The following is a 26685-nucleotide window of genomic DNA, read 5'->3' as shown; positions in this document are numbered from 1 at the left end:
CCTGTGGCGGGCGAACGACCGCGGCATGACGAAGGAGGTGGGCGGTCGCGGCCCTGCTCCTACGGCCTGGACTCGTACGCCTGATCAAAGAGGTGTTCGAGACCAGGATGCGTGCCACGCAGGCCATCGACCACCGACCTGGCCCAGTCGAAGTATTCCTGCTGGCGCGCTACCGGCCAGTTGGCGGGAGGCGACGCGGCAACGTCGCGCAGGTTGCAGATCTTGTCGGCAAGCTTGACCAGTTTGGCGCGACGGCTGATGTGCGCGGCCTGCACGATCTGCAGCCGTTTGCGCTCGCTCTTGGGTAAAGACTTGTCATCAGTGAGCTCGAGAACAATGTCGGCAACGTCCTTGCCGAAGTGGCGAATGAGTTCCTGCTCGGTGGTCTCCGTATCCTCGATCGTGTCGTGAAGGATGGCGGCAAGCAGGACTCGCTGATCGTCGATGCCTGCCTCATTGGCCAGCAGATTGGCCAGCGCGATCGGGTGGTTGATGTATGGAGATGCTTCGGCGTCCTTGCGCCGTTGGTTGCGGTGCTTGTCGGCGGCGAAGGCAATGGCGGCAATCAACAGTTTCATTTCCGGAAGATCTCCCGACGATGCCAAGCGAGGTAATCTCGATGCGTTTCAGTCACTTCGGCAAGGCGCCATGCCCACCAAACGCCAAACTGCTGCTGCAGAGACAACTGCGAACACATCAACGGCTTTCCACATTCCGCAAAGCTGATCCAGCCGCCATCGAACAGCGCATCCAGATGCAGTGCCAGCAGCAATCCATTGTACACGTCGAGACGCTCTGCGTCGCTTGCGCACTCCGCCCACGGCTTGATGCGCGAAGCGCGCAGCAGCGGCAGGACGACGAGCACGGTGACGGCGCAGCGCTGCCGGCAGTCGAACGGAAAAGCCGATGCCGTAGCTCCCGCCCGACTCTGCCAAGACGTCCAACGCCTGCGGGAACACCGACGACCGCAAGATCACCCAGTTTCCCTCGCGCGCTGGCGTCAGGTCGAAACCGGCATCCTGTGCCACCTTCTCGGTACGGGTGCCATCGAGCACTCCACCCGCCCCAGCTCGGTCGCTGCTCATGCACACACCGCTGCATCCGTCTCGACATTGGCTTGTTCCAACAAGCCGGCCAGGCGCTCACCGACAGTGGAGATATCCTGCAACGACAGCTCACCGATCGTCACCCGACTTCGCCTTTATAGCCATGGCGCCCGAACGTCGGGATGACTGCACTGCCTGTTAGCTTTATGCTTCGCCAATGTCCCAGAGCACCTGCCCATTTTGTAGCTTGCCAGCGCATCGCATCCTGCTCGAAAACCTCGAAGGCATGGTCATCCGTGACGCCTTTCCGGTCTCACCGGGCCACACACTGATCATTCCACGGCGACACACTGGCTCGTTTTTCGATCTATCTGAAACAGAGCGCGATTCGCTACTGTCGCTTCTAGACGAGGCCAAGCATGGCCTAGATAAAGAGTTCCAGCCGGATGCCTACAACATCGGGATCAACGATGGCGCCGCTGCTGGACAAACCATTGCACATCTGCACATCCACCTAATCGCAAGATTTCATGGTGATCGCGAAGATCCTCGCGGCGGTATCCGCTGGATCATCCCCGAGAAAGCCGATTACTGGTCATTCCGATGAACCGACCTACCGCCGAAGCGCAGATCATTTTTATCCAGCAAATACAACGCCTGTTTGTCGAGGGTGAGTTCGCGGCCACTTACAAATTTGCGATGCTAATGACACTCGCGGAACTCGCTGTCGAATGCGGAGACGATTCGGGGGAAGCTCTCGACCTTCCTATGTTGCTGGTCGGCGAAAAGTTCGCCGAGCTTTACTGGCGCCAACTCGCTGAATACAGTGCAGGTCTGCCAGATACCGTCAATGGTGTTCTACACCAGAACCATGGTCCACAAGCCGCTGTTGTTCAGAGCTTGCGCACGATTTACCGGGCAACTGCCGGCAAGCTGAGTCTTGCAAGACGGCACGCCGCGTGGCCGGCTACGATCAGAGCCGTGACTGGTACCATCCGTACCATGCCACTGCGCTACTTACAGGTTCTGGGCGGTAAACATGAACCGTTCCTCTATCACTACCCTTGCCCACGCGGTCTCATTCGACTCAATCCGGGCGTCGCGTTTAACTTGCGTCGCTATCAGGGGCTAATCCAGCACTTGGCGCGGGCAGGTTGGGTTGAACACATTCGCAGCAACAGGCAGAACACGTCGATGCTTGGTCAGATCGACGATCTGGAGAGCTTTATGTTTGGATCAGCACGGGCTCCTCTGTCCGATGTCGCGAGGATCCTTGCAGCGCTGCAGGACCATCGTTGCTTCTACTGTCAAGAGAAGATCGACCAGCGTGCAGAAGTCGACCACTTCGTTCCGTGGATCAGGTACCCCAGGGATACCGCACACAATTTCGTGTTGGCCCACCGGGCCTGCAATAACGATAAACGTGATCTTCTGGCGGCGCAGCGCCATCTTGAATCATGGATGACCTATATTGAGACGAAAGGAGATGAGGTCGGCGGACAACTGGTTCAGCTCGGCTTTGTCACGGACGTCGCAAGCTCGATTCATGTTGCTCGTTGGGCATATGAACAGGGGGTTGAGACACGCAGCATGGCGTGGATTTCTCGAGGCCGCACCGAGCCGCTCATGGATCCATGCCTCGCGATTCTTCGTGCCGGGGCAGAAATGGTCCACACGCCCTTTACGCCCGCCTTCTTCCAGTAACGCCAAGTGGTTGTTTGCGCCCTGCGACCACCATATCCGAGAGACTTCCATTTCCGTTGGTCAGGATCACCATCTCTGCTCATCCCACGCCCTCAATACTAACCCATGTTTAACAGGCCAAGAGAAACCAACCTATTGCTGAATCAATTGCTTGCGTGCTGAAAAAATATCGAGTGGCACTACAGGCCGGTAATTTCTGATTCAGCTGATCAGTTTTCGGGTTCCTCCGGGAGCGGCGCTGATGCCCAGCGCACGATAGATCGCCAGCAGGTCGGGTTCGGCGACGGTGGCTTTGCGCACATGCAGGGAGCGCCCGTCGCGCTGACTGAAAGTGGCGGTCACCCGGCGCTGCACCGAGAGGGTGTCGCGCAGGCTGGCCCAGCTGTCGGCGATTCCCGCGGCCTTGAGTTTCACGCGCAGGAACTGAACGCACTGGTAGGCGAGCACGGAGATGAACAGATGTCCGTCCGAGCGCCCTTCCTTGTGGTGGTAGAGGGGTCGCAAGCCGAGCTCGCTTTTCAGACTGCGAAACACACTCTCCAGGTCGGTCAGCATCGTATAGGTCCGCCAGAGTTTCTCTTCATCCCAGGCGAGTTCGTTGGTGCGCAGGCAATAGACGCCAGGATGCGTCGCCATCGTGCCGGCAACCGGTACCTTCTGCCAGGTGATCGCCGTCACCGTCTTGCCGCTCTCCTCGGTGACGAGATTGACCTGGTAGTGCTGGCTGGCGCCACGGCTCTTCTGCTTGAGTCGGCCGAGACGTTCCAGCAGCTTGTCGTGGCCCTTTTCACTCTTCGGCTTTTGCAGGCCATCGCTCATTTGCTGCAATCCGGCTTCGAAACGCCCACCGGATAGCGCGAGCATCGCCTCTTCCTTGAGTTGCCGACTCGGTGAGTGGCAATACAGGCAAAGCTCCTGGCCATCCGGACTCAGCTCCTTCTGAAGCTGCAGCCATTCCTTGCCGGCGGTCTCGAGGGTCACGGCGCGTGCCTCATCGAACTGGCGCATCCCCCCGCGTCGCACGACCAGATAACGATAGCCGTGCTCGACCAGCCAGGCGACGTTGGCGTCGGTGGCAATGCCGGCATCCATCACCACCAGCCCTCCCGCCGGCGTCCCCAGGCCGGTCAGCATCGACGCCAGCGTGCCGGGCTCGGAAACGTTGCCGGCGAAGGTCTGTGAGCGCCGGACGAAGCCGCTGCCGTCGAGCACCAAACCGAGCGTCACCAGCGGACAGTCGCTGCGCTTCTCCTTCGAACGCCCTCGCCTGGCCTTGCGATTCAGCTGGGCTTCGCCTTCGAAACAGGTGTTGCTCAGGTCATACAGGGTGACCGTCTCCTGCAGATCGAAGAGCGTCCGGGCCGTGCTGAACAGACGCGTCTCGATCACCTCCCGATGTTTCATCAGGACGTCCGAGGCGCGATACAGGCCCATGTGCGACATCGACAAGAAGTCAACGTCCATCAACTCGCCCAGGGCACTGTGCTGCTGCAGCCAGTTCCAGGTCGCCAGCTCCGATCCCGGCTGGCCCATTCTCCCGATCAGGTTGCCCAGGATCGATGCCTGCACCACCCCATTGACGCCCAGGTCATTCAGCGTCTCGATCAATCCCAGCGCGCTTGCCGCATGCAGACCGACGTGTTCGACGCCCACCGACCGGGGTTGCGTCATCTGCAGCGAGTCCACATCGACTTCCTGGAAATCGGCAGACCGGCGAGGTTTGCCGGCCAATCCGGCCGCACCCTCCGTCGCCGACAAAATCGTCGGTGCGCGGGCAACCAGTTGCGCATGGTAACGCTGCGCCGTGCGCTCGATCGATTCAGAGCATTCCAAAGGCAGGATCACCGCCTGAGGATTGAGCAACTGATCGAGGCGGCTGCACAGAATCGGCCAGTCTTCCTGCTTGATCGGAAAATGGCGGCCGAGGTTCAACACCGTGATCTGACGGACCTTGCCACCGATGCGCTCGGTGCGCACCAGTCGGTAGGTGACGTAGCTTTCACCCGTCGCCTTGTTGCCGGTTCTCGTCTGTCGTATGAACATGCCCACGATCGTACAACAAAAGCAAGGGGATCGGCCAAAACGGCATACGATTATGGCACTACAAAACGCCAGAAAAACTCACGGCGCTAAAAATCAAAGACTTAGCGTCGAGCCTCGCTTGAAAAGCAGGAAATATGCGTATGGGGTGTTAAAAACCGGTTAGCGCGCTTTCCGGGGCTGAGGCCAGAGCTTCGAATCCAGAATAGCTCGGGACGAAGAGTCTCGAATAGGGCGGGACGTAACCGGTGGCAGTAGCCCTTGCCGATGCGTTTCAAAATCCCTGGACGAAACCCGAGAGAGAGTCCACAGCAAGACATTCCTCGTCTATACTGTATTTTTATACAGCAAAATGTCGGATGTTTGATGGATCGCCTTGCACGAACCCTTCTCCAGGTTCCGGAAATCGTGGAACAAAACCCAGGTGCCAGCGAAATCCGCCTGCTGGCGCACCGGATGTCGGCCGGATTTCCGTCCCCGGCGGCAGATTACGCGGAGGACGGGCTGGATCTCAACGACTATCTGATTCGCAACAAGCCCGCCACCTTCATGTTCACCGTGCGTGGCGACTCCATGATCGGCGCCAGCATCGAGGAGGGCGACAAAGTGATCGTCGACCGCGCCTTGACCCCGAAGAGTCGCGACATCGTCGTCGCGGTGGTGGACGGCGAATACACGATCAAGCGCCTGTACAAATACCGGGGACGCGTCGAACTGCGGCCGGAAAACCCCCACTACCCACCAATCGTCCTCAAGGATGGCGCCGACCTGCAGACCTGGGGCGTCGTGGTGGGCGTCGTGCGCCGCTATCCCGCGCGGGGATAGGCGTGTCCGCCCCGCCGCAGTTCGCCCTGGTGGACGTGAACAACTTCTACGTCTCCTGCGAACGCGTCTTCCAGCCAAAGCTGGAAAATGTCCCGCTGGTAGTGCTCTCCAACAACGACGGCTGTGCAGTCGCCCGCAGCGCCGAGGTCAAGGCGCTGGGTGTCGCGATGGGCACGCCCTGGTTCAGGATGCAGGACCTGGCCCGCCGGCACGGGATCTCGGCGTTCTCCTCGAACTACGCCTTGTACGGCGACATGAGCAACCGGGTGGCCACCATCCTGCGAGACTTCGCCCCGGACATCGAGGTTTACAGCGTCGACGAAAGCTTCCTGCGCATCGAAGCGGTCGCGCACCTTTACGGTGGCGCTCCAGCCATGGGCCGGCAGATGCGCGAGCGGATCAGACAGTGGACCGGATTGCCGGTGTGTGTCGGATGTGGGCCGACCAAGACGCTGGCCAAACTGGCCAACCACCTGGCCAAGAAGCACGCCGTTTTCAATGGCGTGTGCGATCTCAATTCGCTTTCTCGTCCGGAACGGCTCCAGTGGATGCACAAAGTCGAGGTTGGTGAGGTTTGGGGGGTAGGCCGGCGCCTCGTGCTTCGCTTGCAAGCGATCGACATCCACACCGTCCTTGACCTGCGGAATGCGTCGCCGAAGCACCTCCGGGCCCAGTTCGGGGTAGTGATGGAACGGACGTGCAGTGAACTGCGGGGCATTTCCTGCCTGGAACTGGAGGACATCGCGCCGCCCAGGCAACAGATCCTGTCGTCGCGCAGCTTCGGCGTCCCGGTGGAATCCGTCGCGGAACTGAGCGAGGCCGTGTCGACCTACGTCGCCAGAGCGGCCGAGAGACTGCGTCGGCAAGCCTCGGTGGCCGCCGTCGTCCACGTCTTCGTGCACACCAATCGCTTCAAGGACGACGAGCCCCAATACAATGCGAGTCGCCTGGTGCCGCTCCCCGAACCGAGCGACGATACGCTGGTGCTGACCCATTACGCGCTGCTGGGGCTGAAGGCGATCTTCAGGTCGGGGTACCGGTACAAGAAAGCGGGGATCATGCTCACCCTGCTGTCGGACAAAGCCGCGCGGCAGGGGTCCCTGTTTGATGATCCGGAAGCACGCGTTCGTTCGGCAAGACGGATGGCCGTGCTGGACGCGATCAACCGCCAGTTCGGACGCGACACCTTGCGCTCGGGAGCCAGTGGTACCGCACAGCGATGGGGAACGCGGTCGGAGAACCGGTCACCGCGCTACACGACACGCTGGGACGAGTTGCCGGAAGTGTCCTGAGATAATGGGCCGTCAGCGGCGAAGGTCGCTACACACAACACCGCCCGCTTCACCACCCGACCGCCCGAGGCACACGCCTTGGGCGGTCCTTTTGCATTGGAGAGACATCACGCCAGAACCGACGAGTAGTGGCGGGTGGGGCGCTGCTCTCGACCATCGTGGTGATGCCGATGACGCCGCCACGAACGCATTGGGAGTGGGCGGTCGGGGTGATCAGTACCGTGGTCACAGGAATAGGCGGCGTGGCCATTGCCGTCCAGTACTTCCGGCTGCAGGAGTGTGTGGAGTCGGTGACGGGCCTGGTTGCGCTGGGCGAGCTGACCTTTGGCTGTGGTCTGCCTGCGGGGAACGCTCGGACACCCCCGACCCGGACTTTCCCAACCGCGGTTCATCCCCGCGCCTGCGGGGAACGCACTTCCTCTTGTGGTGGCTGGCCGTGATGACCAGTCGCCGCACGTGCCCAGTAATCAAGTCCGCACTCGTAGTACTCCGTTTGCGGGCCAAACCACCTTTCGTCGGCCGCGCGTTCTGCCAGCTTGTCCTTCCAGAACAGCATGCCAAGACTGTCGTGGCGAAGAGTGTAGACCTTGCTGGCGCCCGGCACCCTGCCCCGTATGGCTGTGAACAAGTCCGGGCGTTGGCTCTGAAACGCTTCCGAAAACTTGCCAAGATCATGCATCGCAAGCCAGAACGCAACCCATCCTTCCAGTACCGTCTCGTCCTTCCAATGCAGTTGCTGGCAGAGAAGTCGAGAAAAGGCGAGGGAACGGCGTAAGTACTGCAGCCCAACCGCCGCCACATCCAGACAGTGATACGGCAGCAGATGAAACTGAGCTGCACAGCCATCTTGCGGTTTGGCCTTACCCCAGTAGCGAAAATATGATTTTGAGGACATGATCGAAGGATTCCTTGTCGGGACGTGTAGTTTGCATCCCCACAAGCTCACAGAGTGAGCTGTTACAACGGATACGAAAAAAAGAACCCCTCAACTTCGTCCCTCAACCAGCGCAGGCCACGCGGCGTCAATGGATTGATCATTGACGCGACAAGCCACCCTCGAGAGCGCTGGGAGCATCTGGTGCGAACGCTGGACAGCAAGTCTGCGCTAAACCGGGTCGGAATCAAGTTCGACGGGCCGCGCGCCGGGCTTGAACGCCGCACGTACGAGCGGCGGGTACATAGATGACTTCAAGAGCGCTTTGTAGCAATCTGCGACCTCGACCATCATCGCGGCGGCCAATCGAATTCGGCTCTGCGAGACAACAACCATCGTTGCGCATCCCGAATTATTGATCGAAGTCAACAAGACCGCTTGCAGCCAGAGTAGGCTTGAGCGATCAACAAACAGGCTGATCCGGGGCATTGCTCATGGGCACGACAGATTTGATCCAGTGGTCCGACCAGTTCAGCGTCAATATCCAGGAAATCGACGAGCAGCACAAAGTGCTGGTGGACTTGCTCAATCAGTTGCACAACGCCATTCATGAGCATCACGGCCGGGCGACCTCGCGCGAGATCCTGAACCGCCTGGCGGAATACACACGCACGCACTTCCTGCTCGAAGAAAGCCTGATGCGGCTGACGCACTACCCCGGTTTCGATATCCACAAGAAACAGCATCAGGAGTTGATGCAGCAGGTCGATGCCCTGCAACAGAAAGTGGACAAGGAAAAGGTGGCGATCAGCTTCGAGTTGCTGCACTTTCTGCGTAACTGGCTCATCCAGCACATCAACGACAGCGACAAGCGCTTCGGCAGGCACTTCCAGAAGGCCGGCCTGGCCACGTACGCCAACTGGAGCAAGGACGTCGAGAAAACGATGAAGAAGAAAAAGTGGTGGTGGAAATTCTGGTGAGCCCCCGCCGGCCGGGTCGCTCAACGCCTGTCACCGGACTTGCGGGCACGCTGTTGTAACGGGGACGACCCGGCAGCGCAATCCTGAGGCGCTGCCTCGATCGCGTTCAATCCGGCTAATGGCCGGCCGGATGAGCTGCCAGCCACCGTTAACCGATCGGTTATAATGCATTTTTTGATCGGGAATAGCAGCATGGGCAATCGGCTTTCAAAAATCGTCACGCGTACCGGTGACGCCGGCACCACCGGCCTCGGTGACGGCACCAGAGTCGCCAAGGACAGCCTGCGGATCGAGACGATGGGACAGGTCGACGAACTCAATTCGACGATCGGCCTGTTGCTGACCGAGGAAATGCCCGACGACATCCGGCAAGCCATGATCGGCGTTCAGCACGACCTCTTCGATCTCGGCGGAGAATTGTGCATTCCAGGAATGGATGTGATCAGCGCGGCGCATATCAACCGACTGGAAGATCTGGTCGAGCAGTTCAACGCCGACCTCAGCCCACTCAAGGATTTCATCCTGCCCGGTGGTACCCGTGCCGCCGCAGCTGCGCATCTTGCCCGTACCGTCTGCCGTCGCGCCGAGCGTTGCATCGTGCACCTGGCAAGCACCGAAACGGTCTCTGAGTATGCCCGCAAGTACCTGAATCGGCTGTCCGACCTGATGTTCGTCCTGGGCCGTGCGCTGAACAAGGCTGGCGGACGTGGGGACGTGCTCTGGGTACAGGGAAAGAATCGTGGAAACGACTGATCGTGTCTATACTGGGCGCTAGATCAATCACTCTCCCGGATGGGGGTCGCCATGGCAATCAGCATTACCGTCATCACCACGGCCAACCGCGCGCGCCGCTTTCTCCAGACGGAGGTCGCGCGTATCGAGCCCATTCTCGACAGCTTCAGGCGCAGCGGCCAGCTCTTCTCGGGCAAGCCGCTGATCATCGGTGCGGAGCGGCAAACCGAGGTGTTCGCCGCAGCTTCGATCGCCTGCGTTGAAATCGAGACCGACCACGATCTGAGCGAGCATTTTCCCAGCCACCCGGACCTGGTGTTGATGGCGATGACGCCCGCGCAGCGCGCACTACCCTTCACCGGCGGGCTCGAAGGCGAACATTTCAAGGCACGCATCGATTTCTTCTTCACCGGCGGTCACGTCCTGTATACCAGTGCCGAAGGCGTACGCAGGGCAGCGCTCGCCGATCGACTGATGAACCTGACCGGCCTCCTCGAACGCCAGACGATCATCTATCACCTGCCGCAGGGCGGCGTCGGACTGATGAATCCACATGCCATGACCCGCTTTGTGATTAGCCCCGGCGTCCCCGACCTGCCGCGTGATGCCTGGGTGGCCGAAGCATCGTAGGCGTTCGGGAAGCGGGAGCGGCAGGCAGACTGCGAGCGCCTGGCAGCGCCAGCCGCAAGATCAACAGCAGCGCGGTGCAGGTATCGACTGCCGGAAGGTAGTGCCCGGAAACCCCTGCCGAGAGGCACCTTGCCGTTTGCGCAACGACAGGGCTCAGGGCAGCGCCTTTCCGTCGCGGCCGACGACCTTCTGGTGACTGTAGCTGGCCCGTAGCGGTCGGGCGACCGTACCCTGTGCCAACAGGTAGTCCACAAAGGTCTGGGTGTAGTTCAGATAGGTATTCACGCTCTGCCCGGTCTGATGGACTTCGGCAAGGGTGGCGTAGCCGTCGCCCCCCAAGGCCAGGAAGTCGCTGGTCACCACCGTATAGATCTGTTCCGGCGCCAGGGCTTCCCAGGTGTCGCTGCCCTTGAGCATGACCTCGATATGGGTGAAGCGGCTGCCGCGCGCCTGCGACAGATCGAGATCCCAGCGCAAACCGGCCGCGTAGGGGTGAGAACCGTCGGAACTGCCGCGATCGAGGTAATTCCCGACCGCCTCCTCCAGGATCTCGACAATCTGACGACCGCTGAGTCGCAGTTCGAACAGCACGTTGTTGAACGGCAGGACCGTGTAGGCGGTGTTGTAAGTGACGTCGCCCCTGGGCAACGCGGTGCGGATTCCACCGCCGTTCTGCAAGGCGATGTCGGCGAGCCTGCTGGCCTGGCGGTACGCTTCGGCGACGGCCTGGGCAATGTCGCTGCCGCGGGCCAGCGTATTGGCGTCTTCGCAGCCGGACAGGCCGGCGCTGCGGTTGGTCGATTCGCCAGGGACGCGTACCAGGCACAGCGACTCACGGGCGATGCCGATCTTCTGCCGCTTCATTTCCGCAAGGCGACCGGCAAAGCGCGCCAGTTCGGCCTCGGCCACCGGATCCGCCGCCACGACGCGGGCGGCACCCTGCTCCTGCAGGCGTTCGCGAATCCGTTGGCGCGTCGCCTCGTCGACGGCGACGAAGTCGCCGCTACCGACCTTCCGACGGAAATCGTCGCCGATCGGTAGCGTGACCGTGCCGCTGCAACCGAGGACTGCGCCACGATCGTCGAAGCGGATCTGCATCAGACCGAAGGCCTTGGCGTATTCCCAGGCCTGCCCGATGCACACCCGCTCGCCGTCGCGATTGTAGACCACACTGGGATACGGCCCGGACGTCGCCCTGATGCCGATTGCCGAGAAATCGCCGAGCAGACTGTGCGAGTCACCGCCGATGATCACGTCCACTTCGCCAAGACGGGCGGCCATCGCCTTGTCGGCCTCGTAACCCTGATGGGTGACGAGAACGATGTGGTGAATACCCTGTGCGCGCAGTACGTCGATGGTCTTCTGCGCGGTGTCGACTTCGTCGTGGAAGAGCGTGCTGCGCAGCGGCCGCGAGGAATGCATCGTCTTGTCGCGCACTTCTATGCCGATGATGGCCACCGTCACCTCGCCGAACCGTTTCAGCACGTAGGGCTGCAGATAGTCGTGCGCAGCGCTGGGCGCAAGTGCGGAGCCAATGGCCGGTTCGACGTTGGCGGCGAGAACGGCAGTCCGGCACTTGCCCTTCCGGAGATGATCAAGAAATCCCCGCAGGCCGGCATCACCCTCGTCAAACTCGTGGTTGCCGATTTCGAAAACGTCGAAGCAGACGGTGTTCATCAACGCCGCGTCGGCCTCCCCCTGATACAGGGTATGGTAAAGGGTCCCGGTCATCGCGTCTCCGGCGTGAATCTTGAGCAGGTTCGGCAGGTGCTCACTGGCCTTGAACAGGGTCGTCAGGCGCGCAAATCCTCCGGCGTCGACACGCGTCGTGATCCCGTCGATGCCCATTTCAAAATCGGGGTCGGCTTCGAGGTGGGAATGGTGGTCATTGATATGGGCAATGTGGATTTCCAGCGCGGTCGCAGGCGCCAATGCCTGCGGGGTTACCGTGAAAGACGCGCCAGCGGCTGACGAATCCACGACCGTTTGAGTCGTGCATGCGCTCAGCCCGAGCAGCAGGACGGAGGAGGCAAGCATCAGGCACTTGCAGAAAGGAGTTGGGCGCATGCGATCGGCTCCGGCGGCGGGATGAGACAAGTCAGCCCGGATGGCTCAAACCCGTAGGATAACCGCGGTCGCAGTGCATGGGGCAAGATCACGATCCCGAATCGGGCGCGCCGACAGTGCACCGCGCGTTTCCGCCGTACCGGAAGTGTCGGGGTCTGGCGGCCGGCGCTGCCCTCGCTACACTACGGCTGGCGAGGCGCCGCGAGGCGGTCGATCATCGCGCGCACGGCCTTGATCTGCAGACCGGTGCGCGTCAGGTAATCGCTGCCCGAATAGCCCCACCAGTCCCAGCAGCCCAACGGATTGTTGAGCCAGGTCCACGACCCGATCGTCAAGCCATAACGCGGCATGGTCTGCGGGTAGAGGACGATCAGCCGGTTGCTGTCCGCCCAGGCGTTGTAGCCGGCGCCATCGACGAAGCGCCTGCCGATCTGCGCCGCGCTCTGGCGGCAGCCGTGAAAGGCGACATGCAGCCGGCACGGCGTACTGCGGCACAGTGGCGGGACATAGACGTAAGCCTCGTCGGCAAGTCCGGCGTCGATCGGTTTGCCTTCGACGAAGGGCCGCTGGTCAAAGATCAGTGTTTCGCCCTGCGCGGCGCTGGTCGCGGGCTGCAGCGGACCCAGCAGGTGCGCGAGCATTTCGCCGGCCGGGTCGAGGTCGCCACAGCGGTTGATGAACGGCGTTTGCTGGCTGTCGCAGGCGTTGGCTTGCGGATCGGCGATCGAGATCATCGCATGCCCGGCGTCGGGCACCTTGACGAACCGGATGGCTGCCGGCGCCAGCCACTCCGCGTAGAAGGCCGCCAGCCGGTCCATCACCGGCGTCTTCACCGTCTCGTCCCGGCCGCCCGACAATAGCCAGACGCGGTCGTCGCGCAAATTGTCGACAGGATCGATGCGTCCGGCGCTCGACAGCGCCTCGGCGCCGTTCCGAAGTTCCGTGACTGACGGCAACGGCGCCCAGGACGCCGGCGACATGCAGCGCGTGAGCGCACGCCAGATCGACCCTTCGGCGCAGCCGTAAGGTCCGCCGGCAAGAATGCCGGCACCGCGGACCAGCCGGGAATGAGCCACCTGGAACTGGACCGCCATGTAGGCACCCGAGGAAACCCCGGAGACGGTGAGATCGTTCAGTTCGGCGCCCAGCGCCGGCAGCGCGGGAGCGGCGGCTTCGCACGACAGGCCGAGCGTCAGCAAGGCGGCAGCGGCAAGGCTTCGGAGACCGGGGGCACACATGACCATGCGGGGATGAAGTTCTGGACTCTGGACATGCTAACAGATCGGCTTGCCGGTGACGCGCCGGTGCACGACGTTCAGGCTTGTTTCCCCGCCGGGGCAACCCTACACTACGCGCTCGACCATTTTCCAGCGCGCCAGCCGCGGATTGCCATGCACCCATCGTCCATCGCCATCGACTCGAAGCTGCCGCAGGTAGGGACCACCATCTTTACCGTGATGTCCAAACTGGCGGCCGATTGCGGGGCGATCAATCTCTCGCAGGGTTTTCCTGATTTTCAGGCGGACCCAGCGCTGTTCGATGCCACCTGGCGGGCGATGCGCGACGGCAGAAATCAATACCCGCCAATGGCCGGCGTTCCCGAGTTGCGCTCGGCGATTGCCAACAAAGTGGCGGCGCTGTACGGCGCCGACTACGACGCCGATAGCGAGATTACCGTCACCGCCGGTGCAACGCAGGCCATTTTCACGGCGATTGCGGCCTTTGTGCGCAGCGGTGACGAGGTCATCGTTTTCGAACCGGTCTATGACAGCTATGTGCCGGCAATTGAAACGGTCGGCGGCAAACCGGTCTATGCCGCGCTCGCTTTCCCAGACTACCGGCCGGACTGGGAGCAGGTGCGCGCGCTGCTGAGCCCGCGCACGCGCATGATCATCATCAATACGCCACACAACCCGACCGGCAGCCTGCTCGAAGCCGACGATCTGATGGAGTTGGCGGCGCTGACGCGCGATACCGACATCGTGGTGCTCGCCGACGAGGTTTATGAGCACATCGTCTTCGATGCCGCGCATCACCAGAGTGTCGCCAGCCATCCGGAACTCGCTGCGCGCAGCATCGTCGTCTCGTCTTTCGGCAAGACCTATCACATCACCGGCTGGAAAATCGGTTATGTGCTCGCGGCGTCCGCATTGATGGCCGAATTCCGCAAGGTCCACCAGTTCAACGTCTTCACGGTCAACACGCCATGCCAGGTGGGAGTCGCCGAGTACATGCGCGACGCCTCGCGTCACCTCGGCCTGGCGGCTTTCTACGAGCACAAGCGCGAATTCTTTCGCGAGCAGTTACGTGCTTCACGCTTCGAATTGCTGACCTGCCGCGGCACCTATTTTCAACTGGCAAGTTACCGCGCGATCTCCGACCGGCCGGATCGCGAGTTTGCCCACTGGCTGACCCGCGAGGCGGGCGTGGCGGTGATTCCGGTGTCGGTCTTCTATCGGGATGGCCGTGACGACCGGGTCGTGCGCTTCTGCTTCGCCAAACAGGAGGCCACGCTGGCGGCGGCAGGTGAAAGGCTACGCGCCCTGTAAGGGTTCACAGGCTGCCGCCATTGCACCTATAATCGCGCGCCGGATCGAGGAAGACCGGGCGGGCAGTTCCCAACACAGTCGAAGGAGGCATCATGAGCATCGTCAAGGAGTTCAAAGAGTTTGCCATCAAGGGCAACGTCATGGATCTCGCCGTGGGCGTGATCATCGGCGGGGCTTTCGGCAAGATCGTCGATTCGGTGGTCGGGGATCTGATCATGCCCTTCATTGCCTGGATCATGGGTGGCAAGCTGGATTTCTCGGGAATGTTTCTGGTGCTGGGCACCATCCCGGAAGGTACGATCCGAACGCTGGACGCGCTCAAGAAAGCGCAGGTTCCGGTTTTCGCCTACGGCAGCTTCCTCACCATCCTGGTGAATTTCATCATCCTCGCCTTCATCATCTTCGTGATGATCAAACAGGTCAATCGTCTGAAGCGCAGCGAACCGCCTGCCGAACCCCCGGCATCGCCACCTGAACTGGCGGAAGAAGTGCTGCTGCTGCGCGAGATTCGCGACAGCCTCAGGAAATAGCCGGCGCTAGTCCCGCAGCCCTTTCCGAGTATCTCCGGCGATGACCAGCGTCAGTTGCCCGGGGTCGATGTAGGCTCGGAAGGCGGCGTTAACCTGCTCCGGGGTGAGCGCCATCACCCTGGCCTCGAAGTCCTTCGAGAATTGCCAGTTGCGGCCAAGGTCGAGATACGATGCCCAGCGCGCCGCGACTTCGCTGTCCTGCGAGCGGGTCACGGCACGCGCTTCGAGAACGCCTTTCTTGGCCTCGGCGACTTCTGTGGCCGTGAAACCGTCACGCCTTGCGCGCTGCAGTTCCTCCAGGAAGGCCTGTTCCGCGCGGGCGGCGTTCTGGGGCGCCACCATGGCCACGACCGTCCAGTTCGCCAGCCGCTGGCGACTGCCCATGGCCAGTGAGGATGTGGCACTGTAGCTGAAACCCTCCTTCTGACGCAGGCGGTCCAACAACCGGCTCGACAGTCCGGAGTGGCCGCCGAAAATGGTATTCGCCACCTGCAACGCAGCCGCGTCGGGATCGTCATCGCGCAGAGTGATGTCGAGGCGTGCGCGCAGGAATGCGTTTTCCTTGTCCGGCGTGTCGATCACCATCCGCTGCGGCGCAATGCGGCGAAACTCGCGATCGACACGCGCGTAAGGCGATCCCGAGACGCGACTCGGAAACAGTCGGGCAATTTCCTCTTCGATCGCCTGCTCGTCAAAATCACCGACGATGGCGATCTGGCCGCGTGCCGTTCCGATCAGTTCGCGGTGATAAGCGATGACCTCGTCCAGGGTAGTCTTGCGGACCTGTTCGATGCGTTCTGCCAAGCTGCTGTAGTAGCGGGGATCGCCGGGCGGATAGCTGTTGAAATGCGAATTCAGTACGTCGCTCGACAGTGCCTCGGGGCTGTCAAGCTGCGCCTGGAAGGCGGTCAGGTACTCCCGCTTGAGTTCGGCGAATTCTTCCGGCGGAAAGCTGGCGTCCTGAAGCATCTGCGCCACAAGCCTGAGCGCCTCGGGAAGCTTGTCGCGGGTGGTCTCGAAGTGGGTCAGACGGCCCCTGACCTTCAGGCGGGTGAGTTCGTCGGCAATCTGTTGGCGGGTCAACTGGCGGGTACCGCGAGCGAGCATGGCGATCGCCAGCGTGCCGACCATGTTGCGATCCCGCAGCGAGCTTTCATTACCCCAGCGGAAGGTCATGGCCACATTCACCGTCTGGCCGCGGTTCTTCTTGGGCAGCAGCGCGACTTTCAGATCGCCGAAGGTCCGCAGCCGGGTACGGCTGTCGAGATTGTCGTAGGAGGGGTCGAACACCTCGCCGGCATCTCCTTTCTCCTGGGGCTTGAAGCTGGCCAGCACCTGCGCCGGGCTCGGCGTCGGCGGCACCAGCGCGCGCTGCGGGGACTCGTCGGGGATGAAGGTGCCGAGCACACGGTTGTCGCGTACGAAGTATTTGCTGGCGACAGCGTCCAGTCGTTCCGGTTTGATCAGGTCGAGTTGATCGCGGGCGTGGAAAAACAGCCGCCAGTCGCCGAGTGCGATGTACTCGGAAAGCGTCACGGCGAAAGCCTCGGGGTCGGCCAACACCCGCTCGTAGCCCAGGCGCTGCTGCTCGACCGCACGAGCGAGTTCGGCGGCGGTCGCGGCTTCGCGCGCAAAACCTCCTTCGATCACCTCGATCATGCGCTCGCGAACGCGATCCAGCGCGTCGCCCTTATTGACCATCGCACCGAAGACCACAAAACCGGGCTCGCGCGTGTCCATGGTGTAGGCAAAAACCTGCGTGGCCAGGCCCGGCTGGACCAGCGCCCTGTAGAGACGACCGTTTGGCGTGTCGCCCAGCACTTCCGTAGCCATGCCGATGGCGTCGGAATCGGCATGCAGGCTCGACGGCGTCCGATAGGCCAGAGTCACGAGTTGGACCTCGCCCTTGCGCCTGATCACGAACTGACGCTCGCCATCGGCCGTGGGCTCGACGGTCCAGTGCTGCGGCAAAGTGCGTGCAGGCTTCGGCAGCTTGCCGAAGGTACTGACAATCCAGTGCAGCGCCTGCTGCTCGTCGAATTTTCCGGCGACCGTCAGTACGGCGTTGTCCGGCTGGTAGTACTGGTGATAAAAGGCCTGCAGGTTCTCGATCCTGACGTTTTCGATATCGCTGCGCGCACCGATCGTGCTGTTGCCATAGTTGTGCCAGTCGAAGAGCATCGACTGCAAGCGCTTCAGCATGACGCTCGCCGGATCGTTTTCGCCCATCTCGAATTCATTGCGGACCACACTCATTTCGCTGTCGAGATCCTTTCTGGCGATGAACGAGTTCACCATCGCGTCGGCACTCCACGCCAGCGCCCACTTGAGGTTGTCTTCGCCAGCGGGAAACGTCAGGTAATAATTCGTCCGATCGAGCCAGGTTGAACCGTTGATCTCGAACCCGCGCCGCTTGAACTCCCGGGCAGGATCAGGGAAATTCCTCGATCCCTTGAATACGAGATGTTCCAGGAGATGAGCCATGCCGGTCTCGCCATAGTTCTCGTGGCGCGAACCCACCAGGTAGGTCACGTTGACGGTGGCCGTGGGCTTTGCCGCATCGGGAAACAGGATGCAGCGCAGCCCGTTGGCCAGTCGGTACTCGCTGATGCCTTCGACGGTGCTCAGCTTTTCGACGCCAGTCGGCAGTTTCATCGACACCGATTGTCCAGCGTCGGCGCCCTGGGACAGCAAGGCCAGTGTCAACCACGACCACAGGCAGGCCAGAGTCTTGATCCAATGCTTCTTCATCGCCACCACTCCACACAAACCGCAGTTTCCCTCGAATGAACTGTCGCTTCGCCAGCACCGCCAAAGAGTCAGAGCATCGGCTGCCGGAAAAGGAACGGCCCGCACAGAGGGAGAGGCTGGGCGGGCCGGGTACAGCGGTCATTGCCACGCAAGGGAGGGGTGGGAGGGAGCGTGGCAGCGACAGGGAGGAGAATAACCAATCCGGGCTGGCTCATCTGTTGGCTCTCTGTCCCTGTTGTGTAACGACATGTGATCGGCGTATCCGTGGCAGCCACGACCCGTACCCGCCCCCGTCTCTCGGGCACCGAAACATGCCGAAACAAGCCTATTGCCTTTTGCGCGCTGGAACTGGCATTATCGCCGATGCAGGTCGCCTTATTCTGCTTGCGCGTGGTTCGCTGGCGAGTCGTCTGGGGTGGGTCGGCGGGAAAGTCCACATCAATCCAAAAGGAGCAGGGAATGAATCAGGAAGCGAATGACCTGGGGGTTGCGACAGTCATGCTGGTACGTCTGGAGAAGGAGCGGCTGCCCCGAGCGCTCGATCTGAAAGCGAAGGTAGATGCGGGCGAACGGCTCGACGACATGGACATTGCCTTTCTGGAACGGGTGTTTGCCGATACGGAAGAAGTCAAGCCCTACCTTGCCAGACACCCCGAGTATCAGGACCTGGCAGCCAGGATGGCCCGCCTCTACGAAGAGATCACCACCAGGGCGCTCGAGAACGAAAAATCTTCCTGAGCGTCCGGCGGGTTCGGCACGTCTTGAGGCGGGTGATCAAAGTCCAAGCAGCGTGCGCGTATGGCGCGCGATCATCAACTCTTCGTTGGTGGGCACCACCCAGGCCGACATCCTGCTGCCCACACGACTGATGCGCGTGTCGCCACGTTCGTTGGCGTCCGCGTCGAGTTCCAGCCCCAGCCACTGCGCCTGTTGGCAGACCAGTTGCCGAATGTGGGCGCTGTTTTCGCCGATCCCGGCGGTGAACACCAGCGCATCGACGCCGCCGAGGACCGCCGCCAGGCCGCCGAGTTCGCGGCTGATGCGGTAAACGAAATGATCGATGGCCAGGCGCGCACGCGGAGCATCGCTCGCCTCCAGCACGCGCATGTCGTTGCCGATACCGGACAGGCCCAGCAGGCCGGAACGTTTGTAGAGCAGGTCTTCGATCTGTTTGGCTGAAAGTCCTTCCTGCTGCAGGAGGTAGAGGACGATTCCGGGATCCATGTTTCCCGGCCGCGTCCCCATCATGAGACCGTCGAGGGCGGTGAATCCCATCGAACTGCCGACGCTGCGGCCATGGTGCATCGCACACATGCTGGCGCCGCTGCCGAGATGGGCCACCACCACTCGCCCACCGGCGATTTCCGGCGCCACACTCGGCAGGGTCGCGGCGATGTATTCGTAGGACAAGCCATGAAAACCGTAACGCCGGATGCCGCGCTCGTAGTATTCGTACGGCAGACCGTAGAGCTGCGCGACCATCTCCTGGCTACGGTGGAAGGCGGTATCGAAACACGCCACTTGCGGCAGATCGGGTCGCGCCTGCTGCAGGGCCCGTATGGCCGCGAGGTTGTGCGGCTGATGCAGCGGCGCCAGCGGCACGAAGGTATCCAGTTTTTCCATCACCGGCGCGGTGATCAGCAACGGCGCCGAGTGATCGGCCCCGCCATGCACGACACGATGCCCTACCCCCGCCAGGACCTGCCCCTCGAATCGACTGCGCAGCAGCGCCGCAATCGCGTCCAGGGCCTGGGCGTGGTTGGCGACCTCCGTGGTCTCCCAACGCACATCGGCGACGCGCTGTCCATCACCGTCCTTGACTTTCAGGCGCGGTGCCGTGCCCAGCCCTTCGACCTGACCCACAGCGCGAGCGCGCATTTCTCCGCTGTCAGGCACCTCAAATACCGAAAATTTCAGGCTCGATGAGCCCGCATTGAGGACCAGAATCGCTTTTTCCATCTCAATCTCCGGAGGTCTTGGGGGCATGCCGCGGCGCGCGGGCAAACAGCCGCCATTCTACTCGCCCGTCGGCTGTCCTGCAGTTCGGCAACGACACCCGGACCGCCACCCGATTGACAACCGCCACCAGGGCTACGCATACTCGCGCCAGAACCCTGGAAGTTTCTTCCCCTGCGGCGCGTACCGCACCGTCAGACTACAGACAGCAAGGCATGCGATGAGCGGTGAATACGTACCGATGGCGCCGGCGCCCTGCCGGATGCGCCGCAACATTCTCCAGGGAGCGCTCGCGGCAGGCGCCCTGACGCTGCTGCCGTGTCCCGGCCTGGCGCAAACGGCCCTGAACAGTCTTCCTCGCCGTTCGCTGATCATCGGCAACAGCAGCTATGCACATGCGCCGCTCAACAACCCGGCCAACGACGCCCGGGCGATCGCCGAGGCCCTGAAGGCGGTGGACTTCGCGGTCACGCTCCAGCTCGACGCGAGTCGCGAGGCGATGTTGCGGGCCATCGACGATTACGTCGGAATGCTGGCCAGAGACCATGCGATCGGCGTGTTCTATTTTTCCGGACACGGCACGCAACTCGCCTGGCGCAACTACCTGTTGCCCGTCGACAGCGAAATCCGGATGCTGAACGATATTCCGGCGCGCGGCGTGGAGCTCAACACACTGCTGCAGGGGCTCACGCAGGCGAAAAATCCGATGAACGTGATCATCCTCGACGCCTGCCGCGACAATCCGTTCGGCCAGGCCCTGCCAGGTGAGCAGAAAGGCCTGAGTCAGTTCGACGCACCACCCGGGTCCTTGCTCGCCTACGCCACCTCGCCGGGCAATACGGCCAGCGACGGGGCTGGCAGCAACGGCTTGTATACCGAGAACCTGCTGCGCGAACTCAAGTCCAGCGACACGAAAATCGAGGACATCTTCAAGCGCGTGCGCCTGGAAGTCCGGCGGCGCTCCGACGGTCGACAGATTCCCTGGGAAAGCACATCGCTCGAGGAAGACTTCTACTTCCGCCCGCCGCGCGCGGGCACGAAGCTTTCGGAGGGGGAAGCCACCAGACACTACGACGAAGAGTTGGCGATCTGGGAACGCATCAAGTCCGCCAACGACCCGGCGGCGCTGGAGGACTACCTGCGACGCTATCCGAGCGGCGTTTTTTCCGAGATTGCGCAACTGCATCTGGACAAGGTGCTGGCCCAGCGCGGCCAGCGAGCGATCCAGATCGCGTCGAGCGCTCCAAATCCCTACTCGAAGGGCACCGCACGCGCCGATACACGCTTCAGACTCGGCGATCGCTACAGCTACCGGCACCTCGATCTGGCAACCAACCAGGAGATCCGCCAGTACACCCTGGTGGTCACCGCGATCACCGATACGCAGGTGATCTACAACAACGGCAGCCTGATCACCGACCTGATCGGAAACCCCGTCAAGCTGGCGGACGGGACCCGCTACACCGACGCCCAGCACCAGATCGCCGACTACAGCCTCGGCAAGCGCTGGACCGCGCGCCACCGCCTGACCAACGCCAGGGGCGCCACCTACGACTCGCAGATCGAGTACCGGGTGGTAGCTAGGGAAAGCGTCACGCTCCCGGCCGGTACCTTCGACGCATTCCGGGTCGAAGGAATGGGCTGGAGCCAGGGCGAAAGGTTCGGGGTCGAGGTATACAACCTGTTCTGGATCTCCCCGGAAGTCCGTCGCGTCATCGCCCATGAAACCCGGCAACGCTTCGCCAGCGGCAAGCTGGTCAAACATGAGCGCTACGAGTTGACCGGCTACGTGCAGCGCTAGACGGTTGGTATCCCGGTCGCAGACGGCCGGCGTCACCTTCCCCGGTGACGCCTGGAACTCAAGCATCCTGGCCGAGGCAAAGACCGGGCTGACCGTTCAGATTGCGCCGAATACGCTCTTGAGCAGTTCGCTACCAGCGGCCAATGGGTTGGAACGTATCTTTTTTTCCTCTTCGGCGATCATCAGGAACAGGCCGTCCATGGCCTTCTGCGTGACGTAGCTGTCGAGGTCGGCGCTCTTCTTGTCGACCAGTCCGGCGCTCGCCGCCTTGCCGGCGAACTTGTTGTACTGCTCGGCCAGATCCAGCTTCCTGGTCTCGGCCTTGACGATGGGCATGAACCTGGCGGTCAGTTGATCGGAAGAAGTGCGCTTGAAATATTGCGTCACGCTGTCCTCGCCACCCGTCAGAATCGCCTTGGCATCCTGGATGGTCATCTTCTTGATCGATTCGCCGAGGATCGGCCGGGCCTCGGCGACGGCGTTCTCGGCCGCATGGTTCATGGTATCGACCAACTGGTCAGCCTGCTTGCCCATGCCGAACATGCGCAGGGCAGACTCCGCCTTTGCCAGATAGCCGGGCAGCGGAATCCTTACCCTGGAATTGCCGAGGAAGCCGTTGTCCTTGCCCAGCGAGGAAACCGCATAATCAGCCCCCTTGGTCAATGCCGCCTTGACCCCCGCCGCGGCGTCCCCGCTGGAGATGGCATCAAGGCCGGCGGCCTGAGCCAGAGTGGCGATCAAGAATACAAGCGCAGTGAAAAAAAGTTTCGGCAGGTGGGACATGGCTTTCTCCTGGAGAGCCGGACATTGTCGAGGCGACCGATGCCGATCGTCAACCTCCCGGCATTTCACCTCACAACGCCTCCCGGCGCCGACCCCGTGCCGCGCAGGATGAGGGCAGCGGCAAGCCGCGGTTGGACCGGCGGAACCGTGAACGATAGTGGCGTGTCCTGAACGTTCTAGCTGGCACCTTCCCAGTACGGTCGGCTGCCAATCCGCTCGGCCAGATAGTCGACCAGCACCCGCACCCGCTGTGGAACGTAGCGATTGCCGGGGAGCAACGCGTATATGCCGAGTTCTGGCATCGGGTAGTCGGTGAGAATCGGTCGTACCCAGCCTGCCTCGATGGCCGCGGCGCTGATGAATGTCGGCTGGGCGGTGATTCCCAGACCACGCATCGCGGCGTCGAGCAACGCATCGCCGTTGTTGGCCCGCATCCGTCCGCGCACCGTAAAGATTTCCGTCGCCCCGTTCACCAGAAACGGCCAGCCCTCGTGCTGCGCGGGCAGGTAGATCAGACACTCGTGCTCGGCCAGTTCGCGGGGATGTTTCGGCTCGCCGTGGCGACGCAGGTAATCCGGTGACGCGATCGCCTGCAGACGACTGCTACCGATCCGCCGCGCGACATCGAGAGGATCGAGGCGTCGGGTGATGCGGATTGCGAGATCAAGTCCTTCGTCGACCAGCTTGACCCGCCGGTCAGTGAAATCGATCTCGGTGACGACATCCGGATAGGTCACGTTGAAATCCATCAATAACGGCGACAGGTGGCGAAGACCGAAACTCAGCGGCACGCTGAGGCGAATCAGTCCGCGTGGTTCCTGGCGTTCGTCGGCCAGACCGGCCTCGGCGGCTTCGACAAGGTTGAGGATTTCCCGGCAGCGTTCGAGGTAGGCGCTGCCGGCCGAGGTCAGCATCAGGCTGCGGGTGCTGCGGGCGATCAGCTTGACGCCAAGGTGCGCTTCAAGTGCCGCCACCTGGCGAGTGATCACCGAGCGGGCCACGTCCAGTTGCCGCGCCACCGCGGCAAAACTGCCGAGTTCGGCGACACGCAGATAGATGTGCATGCTGTCGAGACGATCCATCGCTTCTCCAGTCGTTGCTGTTTTCGCAACAAATAATTGCAGATTGTGCCCTATTTCAGCACCAACCGCTGCGTTACAGTTCGGCCATCACACGCAGTCGCCCATGGAGAAATACATGATCCTCGTTACCGGAGCCACCGGCCAACTCGGTCGCCGCATCATCGACCAACTCGTCGCCCGCCGTGGCGGCACCGCGGGCATCGCCGCCAGCGTGCGCGATCCGGCCAGGGCCGGCGAACTCGCCGAACGCGGCATCGACGTCCGTCACGGCAACTTTGATCAACCCGATACGTTGCTTACCGCGTTCAGGGGCGTCGACAAACTGATTCTGGTGTCGACCGACGGCCCCGGCGTGGTCCGCATTGCCCAGCACCAGAACGCCATCGACGCAGCCCGGGCAGCCGGCGTCAAGCACATCTTCTACACCAGTTTCATCGATGTCGCTGCCGACTCGCCGGCCGAGTACGCCGCTGTCCATCGGGCCAGCGAAGCCGCCCTCGCCGCCAGCGGCATCGCCTTCACCGCACTGCGCAACCCGCTCTACGCTGATTTTCTGCCGATGACCGTGGCGGCCGCGTGGTCTACCGGCACCTTCCAGTTGCCCGCAGGAGGCGGCCGCGCGAGCTTCATCAGCCGCGCCGAACTGGCGGAAGCCATCGCCGCGGCCGCGATGGCGCCGGCATTGGCCCGCACGGTCTACGAACTAACCGGACAAGCGACCCACGACTATCAGGAGATCGCTGCCGCCGTCGGCAAGGTCACCGGCCGCCGCGTGCGATATCAGACTATCAGCGAGGACGCGTACGCACAGTCGCTGGAGAGCCACGGCTGGCCGACCTGGTCTGCGCGCGCGCTGGCCAGCATGTACTCGGCGGTGGCTGCCGGAAAGTTCGACCGCGTGCGCAATGACTTCGCCCTGCTCGTTGGCCACCCGCCACGCCCGCTGGCCTGCCTGGCGCAGGAACTCTTCGGCAAGCACTGAACACCAAGGACGATGCACATGACCAGCCCCGCAGTTGCCGCCCGCTCCCCCGAACATTTCTCAGCCCATTTCTCAGCCCATTTCCCAGCCCTCTTCGTTGCCCACGGCGCGCCGACGATGGTGCTCCAGCCCGGACCGGCGGGAGCCGCACTGGCCCGAGCGGCTGCCGAACTGCCCAGACCGCGCGCGATCATCGTCGTCAGCGCGCATTGGGAAACAGCAACGCCGACGATCGGCACCGCCCCCGAACTCGAAACGATCCACGATTTCTACGGCTTCCCGGCGGAACTGTACCGTGTCCGCTATCCGGCGCGGTCCGACGCCGCCGCCGCCGAAGAATTGCGCACGCGGCTCCTCGAGAATGGGTTCGACGTCCGCATGGACAAGGTCCGCGGACTGGACCACGGTGCCTGGACGCCACTGTCGCTGATGTACCCGCAGGCCGACATTCCCGTACTGCCCCTGTCGTTGCAGACGGGTCTCGGCCCCGAACACCACTTCCAGCTCGGGCGCGCCCTCGCCCCGATGCTTGCCGATGGGGTGCTGCTTCTGGCGTCGGGCAATCTCACCCACAACCTCGGCGATTTCCGCCGCGCCTTCGCCGAGGGTTCGGAAACACCGGCTTACGTCACCGAGTTCGCCGACTGGATCGGGCAGCGTATCGCCGCCGGCGATCACGATTCGCTTCTCGACTATCGCCAGCGTGCGCCACACGCCGTCCGCGCCCACCCCAGCGAGGAGCATCTGCTGCCACTGCACGTCGCCATCGGCGCGGCCGGCCTCGATTACCGGTCGGAATGCCTGTACCAGGGCATCGACTCCGTAGTTCTGGCGATGGACAGCTACGCGTTCTGGCCCACTTCCACCCCTGGCTCATAAGGAGAATGGCATGCCCGCGACCCGCTACACGCCCACCGCGATCTTCATCCACTGGCTGATGGCCCTGCTGCTGATCGGTTTGTTCAGCGTCGGTCTGTACATGAGCGACCTGCCTTTGTCACCCCAGAAGCTGAAGATCTACTCCTGGCACAAATGGGCCGGCGTCACCGCTTTCGTGCTGGTGCTGGTTCGCCTCGCCTGGCGCGCCGGCCACCCACCGCCGGCCTTGCCGGCAGCCATGCCCGATTGGCAGAAGACGGCTGCGCATGGCTTGCACCACCTGCTCTACCTGTTGATGATCGCCATTCCGCTTTCCGGGTGGCTGATGAGTTCGGCAAAAGGCTTCCAGACGGTGTATTTCGGGATCCTGCCGCTACCCGACCTGCTGCAGAAGGACAAGGAACTCGGCGAACTGCTGCAGAGCATGCACACCGCCCTCAACTTCACCCTGGCAGTCCTGGTCCTGGCGCACATCGGCGCCGCCGTCAAACATCACCTGTTCGACCGCGACGACGTACTGGCACGCATGCTGCCTTTCCTCGCCCGGAAACGCCGACCGTCCGCCGCCAACCCCGAATGGAGAAACCCATGACCACCTTTCGCTTGATCCTTGCGACGCTGGCCGTCGCCGCCGCCGGCAGCGCCGCTGCCGCCGAGTTCAACCAGTTCCAGGCCGGCAAGAGTTCGCTGACCTTCGTTTCGAAACAGATGGGCGTGCCCATCGACGGCAGCTTCCGAAAGTTCACCGCCAGCCTGGCCTTCGACCCGGCAAAACCGGCGGCCGCCACTGCCCGCCTCGACCTTGACCTGAACAGCATCGACGCAGGTTCCAGGGACGCCAACGACGAAGTCGTCGGCAAACCCTGGTTCAATGTCAAGGTGTTTCCGACCGCGACATTCGTTTCCTCAGCCGTTCGCCCACTCGGCGGCGACAAGTTCGAACTCGTCGGCAAGCTGACCATCAAGGGCAAGAGCCAGGACGTCACCACCCCGTTCAGCTTCCGCCAGGACGGCGGCAACGGCGTCTTCGACGGCGCCTTCGTCCTGAAGCGTCTTGAGTTCGGTGTCGGCGACGGCGTCTGGTCCGACGTCAGCACCGTCGCCAACGAAGTGCAGATCAAGTTCCACATCGTCGCTGCCCCGGCAGCAATCCGCAAGTAAGTCCCCCAACGTCAAGGAGCC

At 62.3% G+C, this 26685-nt stretch carries 25 protein-coding genes; 15 read left to right on the top strand and 10 right to left on the bottom strand.

From position 1 onward, the window contains the following. Positions 1-59: 59 nt before the first annotated feature. Positions 60-578 (bottom strand): HD domain-containing protein, encoded by a 519-nt coding sequence (locus tag AC15MQ_RS16150; RefSeq protein ID WP_483080623.1) that lies wholly within the window; start codon positions 576-578, stop codon positions 60-62. Next, positions 575-865: an HNH endonuclease gene (locus AC15MQ_RS16145; protein ID WP_483080622.1), complete on the bottom strand. Its 291-nt coding sequence runs from the start codon at positions 863-865 to the stop codon at positions 575-577. The genes AC15MQ_RS16150 and AC15MQ_RS16145 overlap by 4 nt, the downstream gene beginning before the upstream one ends. A gap of 398 nt (positions 866-1263) precedes the next feature. Here AC15MQ_RS16145 and AC15MQ_RS16140 point away from each other — a divergent pair, with 398 nt between their 5' ends. Together AC15MQ_RS16140 and AC15MQ_RS16135 are read left to right on the top strand one after the other, a co-directional pair. Then, entirely contained in the window at positions 1264-1653 is a 390-nt protein-coding gene (locus AC15MQ_RS16140) for an HIT family protein (RefSeq protein WP_483080621.1), read from the top strand. Then, the gene (locus AC15MQ_RS16135; protein WP_483080620.1) at positions 1650-2750 is read left to right on the top strand and encodes an HNH endonuclease; all 1101 of its coding nucleotides are present in this window, start codon (positions 1650-1652) and stop codon (positions 2748-2750) included. The genes AC15MQ_RS16140 and AC15MQ_RS16135 overlap by 4 nt, the downstream gene beginning before the upstream one ends. A 201-nt stretch (positions 2751-2951) precedes the next feature. Here AC15MQ_RS16135 and AC15MQ_RS16130 read toward each other — a convergent pair whose 3' ends face one another. Further along, a complete protein-coding gene (locus AC15MQ_RS16130) occupies positions 2952-4793 on the bottom strand; it encodes an IS1634 family transposase (RefSeq protein WP_483080619.1) in 1842 nt (613 codons plus the stop codon). A gap of 405 nt (positions 4794-5198) precedes the next feature. On the opposite strand from AC15MQ_RS16130, the gene AC15MQ_RS16125 reads away from it, so the two are divergent. Further along, entirely contained in the window at positions 5199-5615 is a 417-nt protein-coding gene (locus AC15MQ_RS16125) for a LexA family protein (protein ID WP_483080618.1), read from the top strand. A gap of 2 nt (positions 5616-5617) precedes the next feature. Then, positions 5618-6907, top strand: coding sequence for a Y-family DNA polymerase (locus tag AC15MQ_RS16120; protein ID WP_483080617.1), 1290 nt, complete (start codon positions 5618-5620; stop codon positions 6905-6907). Between the two features lie 388 nt (positions 6908-7295). Here AC15MQ_RS16120 and AC15MQ_RS16115 read toward each other — a convergent pair whose 3' ends face one another. Continuing rightward, the gene (locus AC15MQ_RS16115) at positions 7296-7802 is read right to left on the bottom strand and encodes a CRISPR-associated endonuclease Cas3'' (protein ID WP_483080616.1); all 507 of its coding nucleotides are present in this window, start codon (positions 7800-7802) and stop codon (positions 7296-7298) included. A gap of 473 nt (positions 7803-8275) precedes the next feature. Here AC15MQ_RS16115 and AC15MQ_RS16110 point away from each other — a divergent pair, with 473 nt between their 5' ends. The 3 genes from AC15MQ_RS16110 (at position 8276) to AC15MQ_RS16100 (ending at position 10123) form a co-directional block, all read left to right on the top strand. Further along, on the top strand, positions 8276-8761 hold the full coding sequence (locus tag AC15MQ_RS16110) for a bacteriohemerythrin (protein ID WP_287653952.1): 486 nt from the start codon (positions 8276-8278) through the stop codon (positions 8759-8761). A gap of 192 nt (positions 8762-8953) precedes the next feature. Further along, complete coding sequence (locus AC15MQ_RS16105) at positions 8954-9514, top strand: cob(I)yrinic acid a,c-diamide adenosyltransferase (RefSeq protein ID WP_332335877.1); 561 nt, start codon at positions 8954-8956, stop codon at positions 9512-9514. A gap of 51 nt (positions 9515-9565) precedes the next feature. Continuing rightward, complete coding sequence (locus tag AC15MQ_RS16100; RefSeq protein ID WP_287653949.1) at positions 9566-10123, top strand: hypothetical protein; 558 nt, start codon at positions 9566-9568, stop codon at positions 10121-10123. A gap of 153 nt (positions 10124-10276) precedes the next feature. Here the strand turns inward: AC15MQ_RS16100 and AC15MQ_RS16095 are convergent, their stop codons facing one another. Further along, positions 10277-12190 (bottom strand): bifunctional metallophosphatase/5'-nucleotidase, encoded by a 1914-nt coding sequence (locus AC15MQ_RS16095; protein WP_483080615.1) that lies wholly within the window; start codon positions 12188-12190, stop codon positions 10277-10279. Positions 12191-12372: 182 nt separating this feature from the next. After that, positions 12373-13434: an extracellular catalytic domain type 2 short-chain-length polyhydroxyalkanoate depolymerase gene (locus AC15MQ_RS16090; protein WP_287653947.1), complete on the bottom strand. Its 1062-nt coding sequence runs from the start codon at positions 13432-13434 to the stop codon at positions 12373-12375. A gap of 147 nt (positions 13435-13581) precedes the next feature. Between AC15MQ_RS16090 and AC15MQ_RS16085 the strand changes: the two genes are divergently transcribed. Together AC15MQ_RS16085 and mscL are read left to right on the top strand one after the other, a co-directional pair. Next, positions 13582-14739 (top strand): pyridoxal phosphate-dependent aminotransferase, encoded by a 1158-nt coding sequence (locus tag AC15MQ_RS16085; protein WP_483080660.1) that lies wholly within the window; start codon positions 13582-13584, stop codon positions 14737-14739. 92 nt (positions 14740-14831) lie between these two features. Continuing rightward, positions 14832-15269 carry a large conductance mechanosensitive channel protein MscL gene (gene mscL, locus AC15MQ_RS16080; RefSeq protein WP_483080614.1) on the top strand — a complete coding sequence of 146 codons (438 nt, stop codon included), beginning with the start codon at positions 14832-14834 and terminating at the stop codon, positions 15267-15269. A 6-nt stretch (positions 15270-15275) separates the two neighbouring features. On the opposite strand, the gene AC15MQ_RS16075 is transcribed toward mscL, so the two are convergent. Continuing rightward, on the bottom strand, positions 15276-18020 hold the full coding sequence (locus AC15MQ_RS16075; protein WP_483080613.1) for a M16 family metallopeptidase: 2745 nt from the start codon (positions 18018-18020) through the stop codon (positions 15276-15278). Between the two features lie 459 nt (positions 18021-18479). On the opposite strand from AC15MQ_RS16075, the gene AC15MQ_RS16070 reads away from it, so the two are divergent. Next, entirely contained in the window at positions 18480-18758 is a 279-nt protein-coding gene (locus AC15MQ_RS16070) for a hypothetical protein (protein WP_287653942.1), read from the top strand. A gap of 36 nt (positions 18759-18794) precedes the next feature. Here the strand turns inward: AC15MQ_RS16070 and AC15MQ_RS16065 are convergent, their stop codons facing one another. After that, on the bottom strand, positions 18795-19979 hold the full coding sequence (locus AC15MQ_RS16065) for an acetate/propionate family kinase (RefSeq protein WP_483080612.1): 1185 nt from the start codon (positions 19977-19979) through the stop codon (positions 18795-18797). Positions 19980-20196: 217 nt separating this feature from the next. On the opposite strand from AC15MQ_RS16065, the gene AC15MQ_RS16060 reads away from it, so the two are divergent. Further along, complete coding sequence (locus AC15MQ_RS16060; RefSeq protein WP_483080611.1) at positions 20197-21777, top strand: caspase family protein; 1581 nt, start codon at positions 20197-20199, stop codon at positions 21775-21777. Positions 21778-21873: 96 nt separating this feature from the next. Here the strand turns inward: AC15MQ_RS16060 and AC15MQ_RS16055 are convergent, their stop codons facing one another. Both AC15MQ_RS16055 and AC15MQ_RS16050 read right to left on the bottom strand, forming a co-directional pair. Further along, positions 21874-22560 carry a DUF4197 domain-containing protein gene (locus AC15MQ_RS16055; protein ID WP_287653937.1) on the bottom strand — a complete coding sequence of 229 codons (687 nt, stop codon included), beginning with the start codon at positions 22558-22560 and terminating at the stop codon, positions 21874-21876. 176 nt (positions 22561-22736) lie between these two features. After that, positions 22737-23642 (bottom strand): LysR family transcriptional regulator, encoded by a 906-nt coding sequence (locus AC15MQ_RS16050; protein ID WP_483080610.1) that lies wholly within the window; start codon positions 23640-23642, stop codon positions 22737-22739. A gap of 115 nt (positions 23643-23757) precedes the next feature. Between AC15MQ_RS16050 and AC15MQ_RS16045 the strand changes: the two genes are divergently transcribed. Genes AC15MQ_RS16045 through AC15MQ_RS16030 form a run of 4 tightly spaced genes read left to right on the top strand, consistent with a single transcriptional unit; the run spans position 23758 to position 26664 of the window. Next, a complete protein-coding gene (locus tag AC15MQ_RS16045; RefSeq protein ID WP_483080609.1) occupies positions 23758-24624 on the top strand; it encodes an SDR family oxidoreductase in 867 nt (288 codons plus the stop codon). Between the two features lie 18 nt (positions 24625-24642). Beyond that, the gene (locus tag AC15MQ_RS16040) at positions 24643-25503 is read left to right on the top strand and encodes a DODA-type extradiol aromatic ring-opening family dioxygenase (RefSeq protein WP_483080608.1); all 861 of its coding nucleotides are present in this window, start codon (positions 24643-24645) and stop codon (positions 25501-25503) included. A gap of 10 nt (positions 25504-25513) precedes the next feature. Beyond that, positions 25514-26095 carry a cytochrome b gene (locus AC15MQ_RS16035; protein WP_483080607.1) on the top strand — a complete coding sequence of 194 codons (582 nt, stop codon included), beginning with the start codon at positions 25514-25516 and terminating at the stop codon, positions 26093-26095. Beyond that, positions 26092-26664, top strand: coding sequence for a YceI family protein (locus AC15MQ_RS16030; RefSeq protein WP_483080606.1), 573 nt, complete (start codon positions 26092-26094; stop codon positions 26662-26664). The genes AC15MQ_RS16035 and AC15MQ_RS16030 overlap by 4 nt, the downstream gene beginning before the upstream one ends. Positions 26665-26685: the final 21 nt, after the last annotated feature.

This window comes from Candidatus Accumulibacter propinquus (assembly GCF_056856495.1).
This window is presented reverse-complemented; position numbering and strand designations above follow the sequence as displayed.